The organism is Polaromonas sp. (assembly GCF_029945925.1).
In the GTDB taxonomy this organism is placed as follows: Bacteria; Pseudomonadota; Gammaproteobacteria; order Burkholderiales; family Burkholderiaceae_C; genus Polaromonas.
This window is the reverse complement of the sequence record NZ_JAQSDN010000009.1, coordinates 35,057-50,967: the sequence shown is the minus strand read 5'-3', so window position 1 is coordinate 50,967 and position 15,911 is coordinate 35,057. Positions and strand designations below refer to the sequence as shown.

The window sequence follows — 15,911 nt, the reverse complement described above, 5'->3', positions numbered from 1 at the left end:
GCGAAAGATGAATTTGCAAAAAATGATGGATGCGGCGATTTACAGGTTCTTCAAGTTCCTGGAGCTGCTGGTGGTCGTCTGCATGGTGGCCATGGTCATCATGGTGTTCGGCAACGTGGTGCTGCGTTACGCCTTCAATTCCGGCATCTCCGTCTCCGACGAAATGTCGAGGTATTTCTTCATCTGGCTGACCTACATCGGCGCGATGCTGGCCATGCACGAAGGCGGGCATCTGGGCGTGGACACGCTGATCAAGCACCTGCCGGTGCTGGGCAAAAAAGTCTGCCTCTTCCTGAGCGAAGCCCTGATGCTGTTTTGCAATGTGCTTTTTTTCATGGGCACTTTCAAGATGCACGAGCTGCAGGTCACCAATGTTTCGCCGGTGGTCGGCATTTCCATGATCTGGATTTACGGCATCGGCTACGTCGTCAGTGTGGTGATGGCCATCATCAATCTCAACGTGCTGTTCCGGCTGGTGACGGGGCGCATCAGCGAGGAAGAGCTGGTGCAGGTGATCGAAACCGAAGGCCTGGCCGACGTCGAAAAACAAATCCAGGGAAGCAAGGCATGATCTTTCGACAAGCTCAGGACGCACGGTACGGTGCAGGCGCGAGGCCAACACATGACTGTTAGCGTTTTTATCCTCAGCCTGCTGGCCGCCATGGCGATTGGCATGCCGATCGCCTATGCACTGCTGGTCTGCGGTGTCGCGCTGATGGCTTTCCTGGCCGCCACCAGCGGCCTCGTCACTTTCGACAGCCAGATCCTGGCCCAGCGTTTTGTCGACGGTGCCGACAACTTCCCCCTGCTGGCTGTGCCGTTTTTCCTGCTGGCCGGCGAGTTCATGAATGCCGGTGGCATCAGCCGCCGCATTGTCAACCTCGCGATGGCCTGGGTCGGGCATTTTCGCGGCGGCCTCGGTTACGTCACGGTGATTGCGGCGGTGATCATGGCGTCGCTGTCGGGCTCGGCGATTGCGGACACCGCTGCGCTGGCCGCGCTGCTGATTCCCATGATGCGGGCTGCCGGTTACAACGTGGGCCGGGCCTCGGGGCTGATTGCGTCTGGCGGCATCATTGCGCCGGTGATACCGCCTTCCATCGGCCTGATCATTTTCGGCGTGGCCGGCAACGTCTCCATCACCAAGCTGTTTCTGGCCGGCATCGTGCCGGGCATCCTGATGGGCGCGGCGATCGGGCTGACCTGGTGGTGGTTGGCCAGGAAGGAAAACGTGCCTGCGGCCCCCAGGATGCCCATGCCTGACCGGCTGCGCATCACGGCTCAAGGCGGCTTTGCATTGACCCTGCCCATCGTCATCATTGGCGGCATGAAGTTCGGCATCTTCACGCCGACCGAAGCGGCCGTGGTGGCCGCGGTCTACAGCTTTGTCGTCGGCATGTTCATCTACCGCGAACTCAAGTGGTCCGAGCTGTATGGCCTCATCCTGGCGGCCGGCAAGACCACGGCCGTGGTGATGTTCCTCGTGGCCGCAGCCATGGTCAGCGCCTGGCTGATCACGGTGGCCAACATTCCCACGGAAGTTGCCGGCCTGATGGCACCTTTCATGGACAACAAGATGCTGCTGATGGTGGTGATGATGGTGCTTGTCGTGGTTGTTGGCACCGCGCTCGACTTCACGCCGACGGTGCTGATCCTCACGCCGGTGCTGATGCCGGTGGTGCTCAAGGCCGGCATCGACCCGGTGTATTTCGGCATCATGTTCATCATGAACAACGCCATCGGCCTGATCACGCCGCCGGTGGGTACCGTGCTCAACGTGGTGTGCGGCGTTGCAAAGATCAGCATGGACACCGCGTTCAAGGGCGTTCTGCCCTTTCTGCTGGCGCAACTGGCCGTGTTGTCCCTGTTGATTGTTTTTCCAGCCATCGTCACCGAGCCGCTCAAATGGCTGATGCGGTGATTTCCCTTTCCCAACCCCTGTCGTTTATATAAAGGAGACAACCATGTTTTTCAAACGCAGAACCCTCGCTTCGGCCCTGGCCGCGGCCGCCTTGCTGGTGGCCACTTCAAGTTTCGCGCAGTATGCCGAGCGCACCATCAAGTTCACCAATGGCGTGAACGAGGACCACCCGGTCGGCGTCGGTGTCAAGAAGATGCAGGAAGTGCTGGCCGCCAAGACCGGCGGCAAGATGAAAATCAACGCTTTCTGGGGCGGCTCCGCCGGTGGTGATTTGCCCGCGACACAGGCGCTGCGCGCCGGCACCCAGGAGATGGTGTGCACCTCGAGCTCGCCGCTGGTGGGCATCGTCAAGGAGCTCGGCGCCTTCGATCTGCCCTTCCTGTTTGCCAACGAGAAGGAAGCCGACGCGGTGCTCGACGGCCCGGCCGGCGCCTACTTCAACAAAAAGCTGGAAGAAGCCGGCCTGATCAACCTGGCCTACTGGGAAAACGGTTTCCGCAACCTGACCAACAGCAAGCGGCCGGTCGCCAAAGCGGAAGACTTTGAAGGCGTCAAGGTCCGTGTGATGCAGAACAACATCTTCCTGGACACCTTCAAGACGCTTGGCACCAACGCCGTGCCCATGGCGTTTGGCGAGGTGTTCACCGCGCTGGAAACCAAAACCATCGATGGCCAGGAAAATCCCTTCGTGACCATCGAGACCTCGAAGTTCAGCGAGGTGCAGAAGTACCTGAGCGTGACGCGCCATGCCTACACACCGTTCCTGGTGCTGTACAGCAAGAAGCTCTGGGATCAGCTGAACCCGCAGGAGCAGGCGGTGTTGCGTGAAGCGGCGATGGAAGGCCAGAAGGTCCAGCGCGCGGCCAACCGTGCCTTGAACGAGAAGTCGCTGGCCAATCTGAGGAAGACCATGACGGTCAACGAGGTGAGTGCGGCCGAGCAGAAACGCATGTTCGACAAGGTCAAGCCCGTTTATGACAAGAACGTCCCGACGATTGGCGCCGAGCCTGTCAAGATGGTGATGGACGCGCTGAAGAAGGCACGCGGCGGCTAAACGGCGCTTCGGCCGGATCGCGACAAGGCCGTAGGGGTTCACTCTTGCGGCCTTTTTTTTCGGAGTCTTCCTTGAAAATCACCAAAGTCGAAACCCTGCGCCTGGGCGAGTTTCCCAACATCATCTGGGTCCGCATCCACACCGACGAAGGCCTGGTCGGCCTCGGCGAAACCTTCATGGGCGCGCAAGCGGTGGAAGCCTATATCCACGAGTGGGCCGGTCCCAAGCTGCTGGGCAAGGATCCGCTGGCCATCGAGGCGCGCAACAAGGACATCACCGGTTACCTCGGCTGGCGCGGCTCCGGCGTGGAAACGCGCGGCAACTCGGCCATTGACATCGCGCTGTGGGACATTTTCGGCAAGGCGGCCAACATGCCGCTGTACACCGCGCTGGGCGGCAAGAGCCGCGACAGCATACGCATCTACAACACCTGCGCCGGCTACCAGTATGTGCGCAGCACCGTCAACCAGACCAGCGCCAACTGGGGCATCGGTGACGCGAAAAAGGCCAACGCCGGGCCGTACGAAGATCTCGAAGGTTTTTTGCACCGGGCCGACGAACTCGCCGAATCGCTGCTCTCCGAAGGCGTGACGGCGATGAAGATCTGGCCCTTCGATCCAGCGGCCGAAAAAAGCGATGGGCAATACATCAGCAACGCGGACCTGGACCTCGCGCTGGAGCCGTTTCGCAAGATCCGCTCCGCGGTCGGCGAGCAGATGGACATCATGGTGGAGTTCCACAGCCTGTGGCGGCTGCCGATGGCCCAGAAAATCGCGCGCGCGCTCAAGCCCTTCAACACCTTCTGGCACGAAGACGCGATTCGCATGGACTCGCTGGACCTGCTCAAACAATATTCGAAAGACTGCGACGCGCTGATCTGCGCCAGCGAGACTCTGAGCTACAAGTGGGGCTTCAAGGACTACCTGCAGACCGGTGTGGCCGGTGTGGCCATGCTGGACCTGAGCTGGTGCGGCGGCCTGACCGAAGCCCGCAAGATTGCGGCCATGGCCGACGCCTGGCAGCTGCCGGTGGCGCCGCACGACTGCACCGGGCCGGTGGTCTGGGCGGCGTCCAGCCACCTGTCCCTGCATGCCCCCAATGCCCTGATCCAGGAAAGCGTGCGCGCTTTCTACACCGGCTGGTACAGGGAACTCGTGACCGAGTTGCCCACGGTGACCCAAGGCATGCTCAGCCTGAACGGCAAACCCGGCTTGGGGCTGGAGCTGTTGCCCGACCTGCACCAACGCGCCGACGCCACGGTGCGCTGGTCAGCCTAGGCGTTGGTTGGCAAGGCAGAATGTGACGCCAATGAGTTCCGATATTTTTGTGGTCATGGGGGTCAGCGGCTGCGGCAAAAGCACCGTGGGCGCCCAGCTGGCGGCAGCCCTGGGCCTGGAGTTCCTTGAGGGCGACAGCCTGCATCCCGCCAGCAACGTGGCGCGCATGGCGGCCGGGGTCGCGCTGAGCGACGAGGACCGCGAGGGCTGGCTGCAAACGCTGGCCGGACGGCTCCAGCAGGCGCAGGCGGCCGGGCGGGGCCTGGTGCTGTCGTGCTCGGCGCTCAAGCGGGCCTACCGCGACATCCTGCGGCGCGGTGCGCCCGACGCCCGTTTTCTCCATCTGCAGGGCGACTACGCCTTGCTCGCGGCCCGCATGGCCGCGCGAACCGGCCATTACATGCCGCTGTCGCTGCTGGCCAGCCAGCTCAGCACGCTGGAAGCGCCCGGCCCGGAGGAAAATGCACAAAGCTTCGACCTGTCCAGCCGGCCCGAAGAGATCGTGGCTGCCGTGCTGGCCTGGCGGCGAACCACCGGTGCCTGAACCCAACCTATATTTACTCTTCACACTTTTCTCGGACTTGCCATGACTGTTTTCACCAAAACCACGCTCTACACCGGCCCCGACGGTCGCGCCGGATTCCGCGACGAGCCGGTTGCGCTGACCGAAGGGTCGCCGCAAGCGCTGTTGTCGCCCTTGCTGCCGTCTACCGGTTACCAGCTGCGCCACAGCCCGGTGGGGTTTCGCAGCCAGTTTCATTGCACGGTGACACCGCAATGGGTGGTCATTCTTGGCGGCCAGATGGAAATTGGCCTGCAGGACGGCACATCGCGCGTGTTCAAGCCCGGGGCGCATTTTTATTCGGCTGATCTGCTCCCGACTGGCGCCTCGTTTGACGCGGCCATCCACGGCCACTGGAGCCGCCAAGTCGGGCCGGACCCGCTGGTAACGCTGTTTGTGCAGGGCTGAAAGCCGCACGGGCAGGGACCCATTGCTATTGAATCAGTAGCTGGTGGCGCCCGTCTGTCAAGGGCTGGTGGCCAAAATGGCTTGAAATGATCAGGCGGCTTGCAACTCGCCCGAGAGCAACACGCGGCGTCCCGGCTGGCCGGCATGGACCGCGCTCACCAGGGCCGCGGCGACGTCGGCGGCTGCCACCACGCGGTAGTTGCGCGGAATCAGCGGCTTGAACAGGCGCATGGCGACCAGGGCGAGCTGTTCGCCGGGGCGGGTGGCTTGCGCCAGCGCCTCGCGGTCGCCCGCCAGTACCGACGGGCGTGCGAACACCACGCTGTCGTAGCCGAGCTGGCTGACAGCGTCTTCCATCTCGCCCTTGACGCGGTTGTAAAAAACAGGGGACTTCGCGTCGGCACCCATGGCGCTGACGATGCCCAGGCGGGTCGCGCCGGCGTCACGCGCTGATCTGGCCAGGGCCACGACGGCGTCGAAATCGACCGCCCGGAACGCCTGCTGGCTGCCCGCCACCTTGATGGTGGTGCCCAGCGCGATGAAGACATCGTCCACTGGCGGGGCTGGAAAATCACGGAGCGAATCGGTCAGATGCACCACCAGTCCGGGGTGCACAGGAGCAGGCTTGCGGCGGCCCACGCAGTGGACCGCCGAGTAGGTTTTATCGCCCAGTAAACGAGCCAGAATTTCCCGACCGACCAGACCCGTTGCCCCTAGCACCAGGGCCACCCGAGCGGCCGCCGCCACCGCCACCGCCGGCTGGCCGGCCGCCGCCGCGGTAGTTGCCGCGGTTGCCGCCGGTGGGCTGGCCGGAGGACGGGAAGCCGGAAGAGACATGGCTGCTCGGTTGGGCGTCGCCGCGTTCTTCAGGTTCGCGCTGGCGTGGGGGTTGTGCATTGGAGTTCCTCGCTTGCAGCTGCTGTGGCTGGCCGCCTTGCGAAGAATAACCCGAGTTCTGGCGTGGCTGGCCACCCTGGGGCTGGCTGCGGCCACCACCACCACCACCACCACCACCGCTGCGGCCGCGGCCACCACCATTGCCACCACCGTTGCCGCCGCCGCCATTGCCGGCGCCGCGGCCCGCCTGGGGCTTGTTCTCGCGGATGCGCGTCATCATTTCGCTGCGTGCCGCCTTGGCGGCTGCCTGCATCACGTCACGGCTGGGCGGCTTGCCCAGGCCGCCCCAGATGGTCTGGCGGCCCATGGCCAGCGGCTCGGCTTTTTCGCCGGGTTCGGCTTCAAAACCGGGCACGATGACTTTTTCGATGTTCTGCTTGGTGAAACGCTCGATGTCCTGCATGAAGCCTTCCTCGTCCAGGCAGACCAGGCTCACCGCCTCGCCGCTGTTGCCGGCGCGGCCGGTGCGGCCGATGCGGTGCACATAGTCTTCGCTGACATTGGGGATTTCATAGTTCACGACATGTGGCAGCTCGTCGATGTCGATGCCGCGGGCGGCAATGTCGGTGGCCACCAGCGCGCGGATGCTGCCGCTCTTGAAGTCGGCCAGCGCCTGGGTACGGGCGGTCTGGCTCTTGTTGCCGTGCAGCGCCATCGCGGGGATGCCGTTTTTCGTCAGGTGTTCGGCCACATTGTTGGCGCCGAACTTGGTGCGTGTGAACACCAGCACCTGGCTCCAGTTGTGCTCGTTGATGATGTGCGTGAGCAGCGCTTTTTTCTTGCCGCGGCCGACCGGGTGGATCGTCTGCGTGATGCGCTGCACCGTGGTGTTGCGCGGCGTCACCTGGATGTGCAGCGGGTCGCGCAGCAGGCCGTTGGCCAGGTCTCGGATCTCGTCGCTGAAGGTGGCGGAAAACAGCAGCGTCTGCTTCTGCTTGGGCACCAGGGCCAGCACCTTCTTGATGTCGTGGATGAAGCCCATGTCCAGCATGCGGTCGGCCTCGTCGAGCACCAGGATCTGCACCTGGCTCAGGTCCAGCGTGCCCTGGCTGGCGTGGTCCAGCAGGCGGCCGGGGGTGGCCACCAGGATGTCGACGCCGCGGCGGAGCTTTTCAAGCTGCGCGCCCATGCCGACACCGCCGAACATCACCATGGAGGAGAGTTCGAGGTATTTGCCGTAGAGGCGAACGCTTTCCTCAACCTGCGCGGCGAGTTCGCGCGTCGGGGTCATGATCAGGGCGCGCACGGCGTTGACGCCGCGCTTGTTTTTCAGGGACGGCTCGGAGGACAGGCGCTGCAGCATGGGCAGCACGAAGGCCGCGGTTTTGCCGGTGCCGGTCTGGGCGCCGCCGAGCAGGTCGCCGCCTGCCAGGACGGCAGGAATGGCCTGGGCCTGGATGGGCGTGGGAACGGTATAGCCCTGCTCAAGCACGGCTTTAAGAATGGCCGGGGCCAAGTTCAGATTTTCAAAAGTCATTGATGGTGCACGCGGAGGTGCCAAAGATCGGCCAGTCGGGGGCTGTTGAAGCCTCCGCCAGTGAAAGGCAGACGGGTAAAAAAGTCAGGCTGGGCACCCAAACTGTCACCGAAGGTGTGCCTAATTGCTGCAGGCAACTGGAGCCAGCAACCCGTGTATTGTCGCATGGAACGATAATCGGGGGGTTCACGCCAGAAACGCGCCTTGATTCAGGGTGCCTGCCCCCCAGCTAAAGTGTGTGGTTTTTGTTTGCAGCATCACCGCCGGCCAGCCTGCTTTGCAGGCCGGCCCGGTCAGGTACCCTGCGTTGTTTTTTCCCTTATTAGAAGTTGAATCCCGATGGCCCAGTACGTATTTACCATGAACAAGGTCGGCAAGATCGTGCCGCCCAAGCGTCAGATTCTCAAGGACGTTTCCCTCAGTTTTTTCCCGGGCGCCAAGATCGGCGTGCTCGGCACCAACGGTTCCGGCAAGTCCACGTTGCTCAAGATCATGGCCGGTCTGGACAAAGAGTACGAAGGCGAGGCCATGCCCATGCCGGGCCTGAACATCGGTTACCTGCCGCAGGAGCCCAAGCTGGACCCCGAGCACACGGTGCGCGAGAGCGTGGAAGCCGGCATGGGCGCGGTGTTTGCCGCCAAGGCCCAGCTCGAAGCCGTGTACACCGCTTACGGCGAGCCCGATGCCGACTTTGACGCGCTGGCCGCCGAGCAGGCGCGGCTCGAAGCCATCATCGCCACTTCGGGCACCGACTCCGAGCACCAGCTCGAAATCGCTGCCGACGCCCTGCGCCTGCCGCCCTGGGATGCCAAGGTCGGCGTCCTCTCGGGCGGCGAAAAACGCCGCGTGGCCCTGTGCAGCCTGCTGCTGTCCAAGCCCGACATGCTGCTGCTCGACGAGCCGACCAACCACCTGGACGCCGAATCGGTGGACTGGCTGGAGCAGTTCCTGCAGCGTTACCCCGGCACCGTGGTGGCCATCACCCATGACCGCTACTTCCTGGACAACGCCGCCGAGTGGATTCTGGAGCTGGACCGCGGCCGCGGCATCCCCTGGAAAGGCAACTACAGCACCTGGCTGGAGCAAAAGGGCGAACGCCTGGCGCAGGAGCAAAAGGGCGAGGAAGCCCGCGCCAAGGCCCTGAAGAAAGAGCTCGAGTGGTCGCGCCAGAACCCGAAAGCGCGCCAGGCCAAGAGCAAGTCGCGTCTGGCGCGGTTTGAAGAGCTGTCCGATTTTGAATACCAGCAGCGCAACGAGACCCAGGAGATTTTCATTCCGGTGGCCGAGCGCCTGGGCAATGAAGTCATCGAGTTCAAGAATGTCAGCAAGTCCTTCGGCGACCGCCTGCTGATCGACAACCTGAGCTTCAAAATTCCGGCCGGCGCCATCGTCGGCATCATCGGCCCGAACGGCGCCGGCAAGTCCACGCTGTTCAAGCTGATCGCCGGCAAGGAGCAGCCCGACAGCGGCGAGGTGGTGATCGGCAAGACCGTGCGCATGGCTTTTGTCGACCAACACCGTGACGACCTGGCCAACGAAAAAACCGTCTGGGAAGACATCTCCGGCGGCCTCGACATGTTGACCGTCGGCAAGTTCACCATGCCCAGCCGTGCGTATGCGGGCCGCTTCAATTTCAACGGTGCCGACCAGCAAAAACGCGTGGGCACCCTGTCCGGTGGCGAGCGCGGGCGCCTGCACCTGGCCAAGACCCTGATTGCTGGCGGCAACGTGCTGATGCTCGACGAACCCTCGAACGACCTCGACGTGGAAACGCTGCGTTCGCTCGAAGACGCGCTGCTCGAATTCGCCGGCTCCATCATGGTGATCAGCCATGACCGCTGGTTCCTGGACCGCATCGCCACCCACATCCTGGCGGCCGAAGGCGACAGCCAGTGGACCTTCTTCGACGGCAACTACCAGGAGTACGAAGCCGACAAGAAGAAACGTCTGGGCGAAGAGGGTGCCAAGCCCAAACGCATGCGGTTCAAGGCACTTCATTAAGCCCCCACGCTTTTCACTTCGTGTAATGCGCTGCCCCCGAGGGGGCGCTGCGCCTGCGGCCCGGCGAAGCCGGTTCCGCGGCCCTTGCTGGGTTTAAGAGCCCTCTGATCGCTCATTGCGGTAGCTCTCTGGAGATGGTTATGACCGACGACGAAGTCCTCAATCAAACCCGGCACTGGCTGGAAAAAGCCGTGATCGGGCTGAACCTGTGCCCGTTTGCCAAGGCGGTGTATGTCAAGAACCAGGTGCGTCTGGTGGTCAGCCATGCGCGTCATGCTGACGATCTGCTCGAAGACCTCGACAGGGAGCTCGACCTGCTGGTGGCCACGCCGGCAGAGCAGATCGACACCACGCTGCTGATCCATCCCACGCTGTTCGATGACTTCCTGGACTTCAATGACTTCCTGGAAATAGCCGAAGGCGTGGTGGCCGAGCACGAGCTTGAAGGGGTGATCCAGCTGGCCAGTTTTCACCCGAAGTTCCAGTTTGACGGTACCGAGCCCGACGACATCGGCAACTTCACCAACCGCGCACCGTTTGCCATCCTGCACCTTCTGCGCGAAGACAGCGTGGAGCGAGCGGTCGAGGCCTTTCCCGAGGCTGATGCCATCTTTGACGTCAACATCCAGACGCTGGAAAAGCTGGGCCACGCAGGCTGGCAGGCGTTGCTGAGCAAGCCCTGAGGGGCGCGGCGCCATCCCTCCCTTGCCCCTGACCCCGGCCGGGCCAGAACTTGAACAGAGGAAAAGAGTTTGTTTTTTTCTGACCAAAAGGCGCCGCGCGCATGACGGCGGGCAGCAGCATCGCCGGCATCTTGCTGTCGCTGGTCTTGTTGATGTGGCTGGCTTACCGCGGCATCAGCGTGCTGATTCTCGCCCCGGTGCTGGCATTGCTGGCGGTGCTGCTCAGCCCCGACGCGCCCTTGCTGGCGAGCTACACCCAGGTTTTCATGAAGGCGCTGGGCGGTTTTGTGATCGCATTTTTTCCGCTTTTCCTGCTCGGCGCGCTGTTCGGCAAGCTGATGCAGGCTTCGGGCGCAGCGCGCGTGCTGGCCCTGGCCATTGTTGAACGGCTGGGTGCGCGCCGCGCCGTGTCCGCAGTGGTTCTGGCTTGCGCCTTGCTGACCTATGGCGGCGTTTCATTGTTTGTCGTGGCTTTTGCCGTGTACCCGATTTCGGTTGAACTGTTTCGCGCCGCGAACCTGCCCAAGCGCCTGATTCCGGCAACCATCGCGCTCGGCGCCTTCACCTTCACCATGACCGCGTTGCCGGGCACGCCGGCGATCCAGAATGCCATCCCCATGCCCTACTTCGGGACCACGCCCTTTGCCGCGCCCGGCCTGGGGCTGCTGGCCGGCCTGCTGATGCTGGTGCTGGGCCTGGTGTGGCTCTCGCATCGTGCGCGGCATGCAGCGGCCCGGGGCGAGACCTATGGCGAGGACGGGCCGGCGCAGGCTGCGGTCGGCGAGGCGGTCGCGTCCAGCAGCGCCAGCACGGATGTGCCGCCCCTGCCTGTCACGCTGGCGCTGGCGCCCATTGTCACGGTGGTGGCGCTGAACTACCTGATGGCCGAAATCGTGTCGCCGCGCGTGGATGCCGGCTACCTGGCACAGGCGCTGTATGGGGCCGTCGGCATGGATGCGGTGCGCGGCGTCTGGTCCATCATCGTGGCGCTGACGGCGGGTGTGCTGCTGCTGATCGTGCTGGCCTGGCGCCGTCTGCCCGCGCTGGGAGACACGCTGGACGCCGGGGCAACATCGGCGGTGGCGCCTATTTTCAACACCGCCTCGCAGGTGGGTTACGGCGCCGTGATCGCTTCGCTGGCGGGTTTTACGCTGATCCGTGACGCCGTGCTGGGCATTGCGCCAGGCAACCCGCTGGTGTCGCTGTCCATCTCCGTCAATGTGCTGGCCGGCATCACCGGCTCGGCGTCGGGCGGCATGAGCATTGCGCTGCAAACCCTGGGAAGCACCTACCTGGCCATGGCGCATGCCGCAGGCATCCACCCGGACCTGCTGCACCGCGTGACCGCCATCGCCACCGGCGGGCTGGACGCCTTGCCGCACAACGGCGCGGTCATCACGCTGCTGTCCATCTGCGGGCTGACACACCGCCAGTCCTACCTGGACATCTTTGTGGTCGCGGTGGTCGTGCCGGTGGTTGTGCTGGTGGCCGTCGTGTGGCTGGGCAGTGCTTACGGTTCTTTCTGAGGTGTCTGGCGCCGAAGCAGCTTCTTGCGCACCAGCTGGATGTTGGCGCGCAGCGCATAGAGTTCGTCGGTATAGGACAGGGGCACGCTGATTTTCTCGGCGCGGTGCTCCAGGCTGTTGAGCTCCTCGTGGAGGGCGCCGGCTTCGTCAACGCCGTCAATGCGGTTTTCGATGTCCCTGAGTTGTCCGTACCAGCGGAAGATGCGTGAGCGCACGCGGAACTCGTAAAGCGGCGGCACGATGCGTGACAGCGGCAGCAGTACCGCAATGATGATGCCCATCACCAGCCACATGCGCTCGACCAGGTTGGCCACCCAGAACGGCAGGTAGCGCTGCAGCAGCGGCGCGCCGGCCTGGATGCTGCGCTCGGCTTCCTTGGCCACTGGCCGTTCGTTGTTCTTGACATTGGGGTATTCGCGGGCGTGCTTGAACCAGCCGGCGCTGCCGTGGATCTCATTGCCGGCCAGCGCAAACAGCTGCAGCAGCGCCGGATGGGTGCTGGTGCGCGTGAGCAAGGTGGTGGTGGGCGCGACCAGGCGCACGTCCTGCGGCGGAATGTTGCCGGCCAGATCCACCACCCCGCGCGGCAGCACGGCCGGGCTCAGGAAGGCGAAGCGCCGGGAGTAGGCTTCGCTCTGGGCAAAGTCCATCAGCTTGATGCCCGGGGTCTGCAGCAGCATCTGCACCATCAGCGACTCGGGCGCCGAAGCAAACACGATCGCGTCCAGCTCACCTTGCAGGAAGGCGACGGTGGCGGGGGTCTGTTCGAGCTGGGAAATCTTCAGTGCGCCGGGCTCGATGCGGTTGCTCTCCAGCAGCTTGTTCATCAGGTTGGGCACACCGCTGCCGGGCGTGCCGACGTTGACGCGCAGGCCCTGCAATTGCGTCAGCGAGGCCAGCACCGCGCCGGCGTCCGCGCCCTGGCTGCTGTTGCCGGAGGTTGCCGCCGCGACTTTCCGTGCGGCCTCTTCGCGATAGAACAGCCACACCGGCTCCAGAAACAGGCTGCCCAGCGATTCGAGTTCCTCGTCGGTGTCCACATCGGTGGCGCTGGTGCCGCCCTGCACAAAACCGAGATCGGCCTTGCCTTCGCGCAGCAGCTGCAGGTTGGCTGCCGAGCCTTCGGAGGGCAGCAGTTCAACGGCGATGCCGTCCTTGGCCAGGATGCGCGCGTAACGCTTGCCGAATTCCTCGTACGCACTTTGTGCGGGACCGGTGGCCAGCGTGACGCGTTTGGGCGGGTTGGGGTCCAGCCACCAGTAGGCCAGCACCAGCAGCGTGGCGGCCAGCACCACAAAGGGGCCGGCGGAGACGGCCAGATCGCGCAGCGACAGCAGTGTGTAGCGTATGGTTTTGGGCATGCCGGCACCTTAACATGCGGCATGAATCGGCCGGGCGTACGACGCTGGATTATTGATAAAAACGGCCTCAAGCCCCTGATTGACGTGCGCCAGCAGCTATGAATATCATAGCAAAAAGCGGCTTCTTCCAGAAGTGCAGGCGGAGAAGGCCTCGCGTCAGGCAGCGCCGGCCATGGACACCAGCACGTCGCCGCTTCCCTCGGTCAGCACCGAGCGGGTCACGCTGCCGAGAAACAGCTCCTCGGCGGCGGAGCGGCCATGTTTGCCCAGCACCACGAGGTCGCAGTCGCACTCCTGTTCCTGCTCGACGATGCGCTGCCACGGATCGCCTTCGATCACGCGGGCGTCCCAGTGACTCGGCGCCAGGCCGGCCTGCTGGGCGATATGGTGCAACTGCTGTGTGGCGAGTGCGCCGGCCTGCCGGCGGTAATGTTCTATCGTGGCGGTGTCCACCCCGGCGACGCGCAGCTTGCCTTCAAACGGCACCTCGAAGGCGTGAAGCAGCACCAGCCGGGCATTCGGCGCCACGCGGCGGGCCAGTGCAATCGCGTGCACCGACCAGGGCGAGAAGTCCAGCGCCACCAGCACGCGGCGATAAGGCTCGTGCGGTGTTTGTTTGACGACCAGCACGGGCCGGTGGGTGTGTTTGAGCAGCCGCTCCGATGTGCTGCCCAGCACCAGCCGGCGTAGAAAGCCCGCGCCCCGGGCACCGAGCACCACCAGAGAGGCCTGCACGGCATCGGCCTCGCGCTCGATCTCGGTCACCACGGGGCCGGTGGCCAGGTGTGTCTGCGTTTTCACGCGCCGGGTGCTGGCAAGCTCCTCGGCCAGCTTGCGCAACTGTTGTTCCGCATCTTCGAGCAATTGTGCTTCTGCGGCATGGCCGGCACCCAGCCACTGCCGCAGTTCGTCCAGCGCGCGGCCGGAAACCGTATGCATCAGGGTGAGCTGCGCGCCGGTTTCGTGGGCCAGGCGTGCCGCGCGGTCAGCGGCGTGACGCGCCGGTGCCGAGAAATCGGTAGCTGCCAGTATGGAATTCATCGGGTTCATGACAGGTCCTCCTTGGGGGCGTGGATGTGGGTGGCCAGGTATTGCGCTGCATGGTCGGCGGCATCGTCGAAGGGGTTCAATATGTAGTCGGCACCTGCGGTCTTCAGGGCACGTCCGTGCGCCGCGTCGCGCACCGCACCGACGATGGTGCCCCTGAATTTCGCGGTGTGGAGCGCGTGCAGCAGGGCCCGGTTGGACTCCCACTGCGGAAAGGTCGTGATCACCCAGTGCACCTGCGCCAGGGGCAACGTTTCGACGAAGTCGGGGTCCTCGCCGTCGCCGAAGCGAACGGGCAGCCGCTGGCGGCGCAGGGTGCGCACCGCCTCGGGATCAAAGTCCACGCCAATGGCCTCCACACCGGCCGCGCGCAGCTGCGCCAGCAAGCGGCTGCCGTAGCGGCCCAGGCCGAAAACGATGGCCTCGGCCTGTTCGTTGCCGCCGGGCTGGCGCTCGACCGCCAGCTCGCGAAACGGGTGCTTGCGTTCAAACACCGTCAGCCATGGCGCAAGGCGTGTGTACAGCGGCTGTGAGTAAAGAATCATGTAGGTCGATACGGTGATGGTCACCAGTCCCACCAGCGTGGTCAGGCCCAGCGCCTGCACACCCACGTGCCCGAGCGAGATGCCCATGGCTACAAACACGATGGAGAACTCGCTGATCTGGGCCACCGTCAGCCCCGCCATGAAGCCGGTTCGCTTGCGATAACCCATGTAGCCCATGATAGCCATCACGATCAGCGGGTTGCCAATCAGCACAAAGAGCGACAGCACGACGGCAGGTGCGAGTTCCGCACCCAGCGTCGAGAAGTCCAGCTTGGCGCCCAGGTCGATGAAGAAAAACAGCAGCAGGAAATCGCGCAGGCCGGTCAGCCGTGCGTTCACGGCCTCGCGGTAGGGCGTCGAGGCCAGCGAGAAGCCCGCCAGAAAGGCCCCGGCCTCCTTGCTGAAACCAGCCCATTCGCCCAGCGCTGCAAACGCCACCCCCCAGGCGACCGCGAACACCAGCAGCAGCTCCTGTGAGCGCGCCATCGCGGCCACCAGTTTCGGCAGCGGCCAGCGCATCAGCACATACATCACCGCGGTGACGGCGCCCAGGCGCCAGGCGAGCGAAAACAGGACCTCCACCCAGGTGGCCGTGCCATCGGGTCCGCCGAGCGCGCTCATGGCCATCATCGCGATGACGACCGCCACGTCCTGAACGATCAGGAAACCGACCGCGATGCGGCCGTGCAGGCTGTCGAGCTCGCGCTTGTCGCTCAGCAGCTTGACGATGATGATGGTGCTGGAAAACGTCAGCGCCACGGCCACGTACAGCGCCTCCATGGGAGCCCTGCCCAGCAGCAGGATCAGGGCAAAGCCAAACACGATCGTGAATGCCAGTTGCCCCAGACCGGTGGCTAGCGCCACCGCGCCAATGTGGCGTATGTGCTTCAGGTCAAGCTTGAGCCCGACCACAAACAGCAGGACCGTGACGCCAATCTGCGCCAGCAGGTCGATCTGGTCGTGTGCGGCCACGAATCCGAAACCCGCCGGGCCCACGGCGATGCCAACCACGATGTAGGCGATCAGCACCGGCTGGCGCAGCCGCACAAACAGCGCGCCGACAAAGGCGCAGACCAGCAGCAGCAGTGCAAGCTCGGAGAAAGGATTTTGCAGAAAGTCCATGATGTCAGCTGCCTGTTCAGCAGTTTATTC

Annotated in this window: 14 protein-coding genes; 9 read left to right on the top strand and 5 right to left on the bottom strand. The window is 64.1% G+C overall.

Annotated features, from left to right (window positions below):
- Positions 1 to 7 precede the first annotated feature (7 nt).
- From PSV40_RS02850 to PSV40_RS02825, 6 genes are all read left to right on the top strand, one after another.
- Positions 8 to 571 carry a TRAP transporter small permease gene (locus PSV40_RS02850; RefSeq protein ID WP_300533916.1) on the top strand — a complete coding sequence of 188 codons (564 nt, stop codon included), beginning with the start codon at positions 8 to 10 and terminating at the stop codon, positions 569 to 571.
- 51 nt (positions 572 to 622) lie between these two features.
- Positions 623 to 1,921, top strand: a complete 1,299-nt coding sequence (locus PSV40_RS02845) for a TRAP transporter large permease subunit (protein WP_300533913.1) — start codon at positions 623 to 625, stop codon at positions 1,919 to 1,921.
- Positions 1,922 to 1,964: 43 nt separating this feature from the next.
- Complete coding sequence (locus PSV40_RS02840; protein ID WP_300533912.1) at positions 1,965 to 2,975, top strand: TRAP transporter substrate-binding protein; 1,011 nt, start codon at positions 1,965 to 1,967, stop codon at positions 2,973 to 2,975.
- Between the two features lie 71 nt (positions 2,976 to 3,046).
- Complete coding sequence (locus PSV40_RS02835) at positions 3,047 to 4,252, top strand: mandelate racemase/muconate lactonizing enzyme family protein (RefSeq protein ID WP_300533909.1); 1,206 nt, start codon at positions 3,047 to 3,049, stop codon at positions 4,250 to 4,252.
- A 31-nt stretch (positions 4,253 to 4,283) separates the two neighbouring features.
- Positions 4,284 to 4,796: a gluconokinase gene (locus PSV40_RS02830; protein ID WP_300533907.1), complete on the top strand. Its 513-nt coding sequence runs from the start codon at positions 4,284 to 4,286 to the stop codon at positions 4,794 to 4,796.
- A 42-nt stretch (positions 4,797 to 4,838) separates the two neighbouring features.
- The gene (locus PSV40_RS02825) at positions 4,839 to 5,222 is read left to right on the top strand and encodes a hypothetical protein (protein ID WP_300533904.1); all 384 of its coding nucleotides are present in this window, start codon (positions 4,839 to 4,841) and stop codon (positions 5,220 to 5,222) included.
- Between the two features lie 90 nt (positions 5,223 to 5,312).
- On the opposite strand, the gene PSV40_RS02820 is transcribed toward PSV40_RS02825, so the two are convergent.
- Together PSV40_RS02820 and PSV40_RS02815 are read right to left on the bottom strand one after the other, a co-directional pair.
- Positions 5,313 to 5,942 carry an epimerase gene (locus PSV40_RS02820; protein ID WP_366914939.1) on the bottom strand — a complete coding sequence of 210 codons (630 nt, stop codon included), beginning with the start codon at positions 5,940 to 5,942 and terminating at the stop codon, positions 5,313 to 5,315.
- Positions 5,884 to 7,596, bottom strand: a complete 1,713-nt coding sequence (locus PSV40_RS02815; protein WP_300533902.1) for a DEAD/DEAH box helicase — start codon at positions 7,594 to 7,596, stop codon at positions 5,884 to 5,886. Before PSV40_RS02815 ends, PSV40_RS02820 begins: the two co-directional genes overlap by 59 nt.
- 339 nt (positions 7,597 to 7,935) lie before the next feature.
- Between PSV40_RS02815 and ettA the strand changes: the two genes are divergently transcribed.
- From ettA to PSV40_RS02800, 3 genes are all read left to right on the top strand, one after another.
- Positions 7,936 to 9,597 carry an energy-dependent translational throttle protein EttA gene (gene ettA / locus PSV40_RS02810; RefSeq protein WP_293593548.1) on the top strand — a complete coding sequence of 554 codons (1,662 nt, stop codon included), beginning with the start codon at positions 7,936 to 7,938 and terminating at the stop codon, positions 9,595 to 9,597.
- Between the two features lie 140 nt (positions 9,598 to 9,737).
- Positions 9,738 to 10,280: a DUF1415 domain-containing protein gene (locus tag PSV40_RS02805; protein ID WP_300533897.1), complete on the top strand. Its 543-nt coding sequence runs from the start codon at positions 9,738 to 9,740 to the stop codon at positions 10,278 to 10,280.
- Positions 10,281 to 10,381: 101 nt separating this feature from the next.
- On the top strand, positions 10,382 to 11,806 hold the full coding sequence (locus PSV40_RS02800; RefSeq protein ID WP_300533894.1) for a GntP family permease: 1,425 nt from the start codon (positions 10,382 to 10,384) through the stop codon (positions 11,804 to 11,806).
- Here PSV40_RS02800 and PSV40_RS02795 read toward each other — a convergent pair.
- The 3 genes from PSV40_RS02795 to PSV40_RS02785 form a co-directional block, all read right to left on the bottom strand.
- Positions 11,791 to 13,167, bottom strand: coding sequence for a TAXI family TRAP transporter solute-binding subunit (locus PSV40_RS02795; protein ID WP_300533891.1), 1,377 nt, complete (start codon positions 13,165 to 13,167; stop codon positions 11,791 to 11,793). The two genes, PSV40_RS02800 and PSV40_RS02795, sit on opposite strands and share 16 nt — an antisense overlap.
- A gap of 156 nt (positions 13,168 to 13,323) precedes the next feature.
- Positions 13,324 to 14,217 (bottom strand): universal stress protein, encoded by an 894-nt coding sequence (locus PSV40_RS02790; RefSeq protein ID WP_300533888.1) that lies wholly within the window; start codon positions 14,215 to 14,217, stop codon positions 13,324 to 13,326.
- The gene (locus tag PSV40_RS02785; RefSeq protein ID WP_300533885.1) at positions 14,214 to 15,881 is read right to left on the bottom strand and encodes a cation:proton antiporter family protein; all 1,668 of its coding nucleotides are present in this window, start codon (positions 15,879 to 15,881) and stop codon (positions 14,214 to 14,216) included. Before PSV40_RS02785 ends, PSV40_RS02790 begins: the two co-directional genes overlap by 4 nt.
- Between the last annotated feature and the right edge of the window lie 30 nt (positions 15,882 to 15,911).

Excerpts from the sequence above, each read along its gene's own strand:
- PSV40_RS02830 (WP_300533907.1), top strand. The coding sequence starts at position 4,284 with ATGAGTTCCGATATTTTTGTGGTCATGGGGGTCAGCGGCTGCGGCAAA.
- PSV40_RS02785 (WP_300533885.1), bottom strand. The coding sequence starts at position 15,881 with ATGGACTTTCTGCAAAATCCTTTCTCCGAGCTTGCACTGCTGCTGCTG.
- PSV40_RS02795 (WP_300533891.1), bottom strand. The coding sequence starts at position 13,167 with ATGCCCAAAACCATACGCTACACACTGCTGTCGCTGCGCGATCTGGCC.
- PSV40_RS02800 (WP_300533894.1), top strand. The coding sequence starts at position 10,382 with ATGACGGCGGGCAGCAGCATCGCCGGCATCTTGCTGTCGCTGGTCTTG.
- PSV40_RS02845 (WP_300533913.1), top strand. The coding sequence starts at position 623 with ATGACTGTTAGCGTTTTTATCCTCAGCCTGCTGGCCGCCATGGCGATT.
- PSV40_RS02790 (WP_300533888.1), bottom strand. The coding sequence starts at position 14,217 with ATGAACCCGATGAATTCCATACTGGCAGCTACCGATTTCTCGGCACCG.
- PSV40_RS02850 (WP_300533916.1), top strand. The coding sequence starts at position 8 with ATGAATTTGCAAAAAATGATGGATGCGGCGATTTACAGGTTCTTCAAG.
- PSV40_RS02825 (WP_300533904.1), top strand. The coding sequence starts at position 4,839 with ATGACTGTTTTCACCAAAACCACGCTCTACACCGGCCCCGACGGTCGC.
- PSV40_RS02815 (WP_300533902.1), bottom strand. The coding sequence starts at position 7,596 with ATGACTTTTGAAAATCTGAACTTGGCCCCGGCCATTCTTAAAGCCGTG.
- ettA (WP_293593548.1), top strand. The coding sequence starts at position 7,936 with ATGGCCCAGTACGTATTTACCATGAACAAGGTCGGCAAGATCGTGCCG.
- PSV40_RS02805 (WP_300533897.1), top strand. The coding sequence starts at position 9,738 with ATGACCGACGACGAAGTCCTCAATCAAACCCGGCACTGGCTGGAAAAA.
- PSV40_RS02840 (WP_300533912.1), top strand. The coding sequence starts at position 1,965 with ATGTTTTTCAAACGCAGAACCCTCGCTTCGGCCCTGGCCGCGGCCGCC.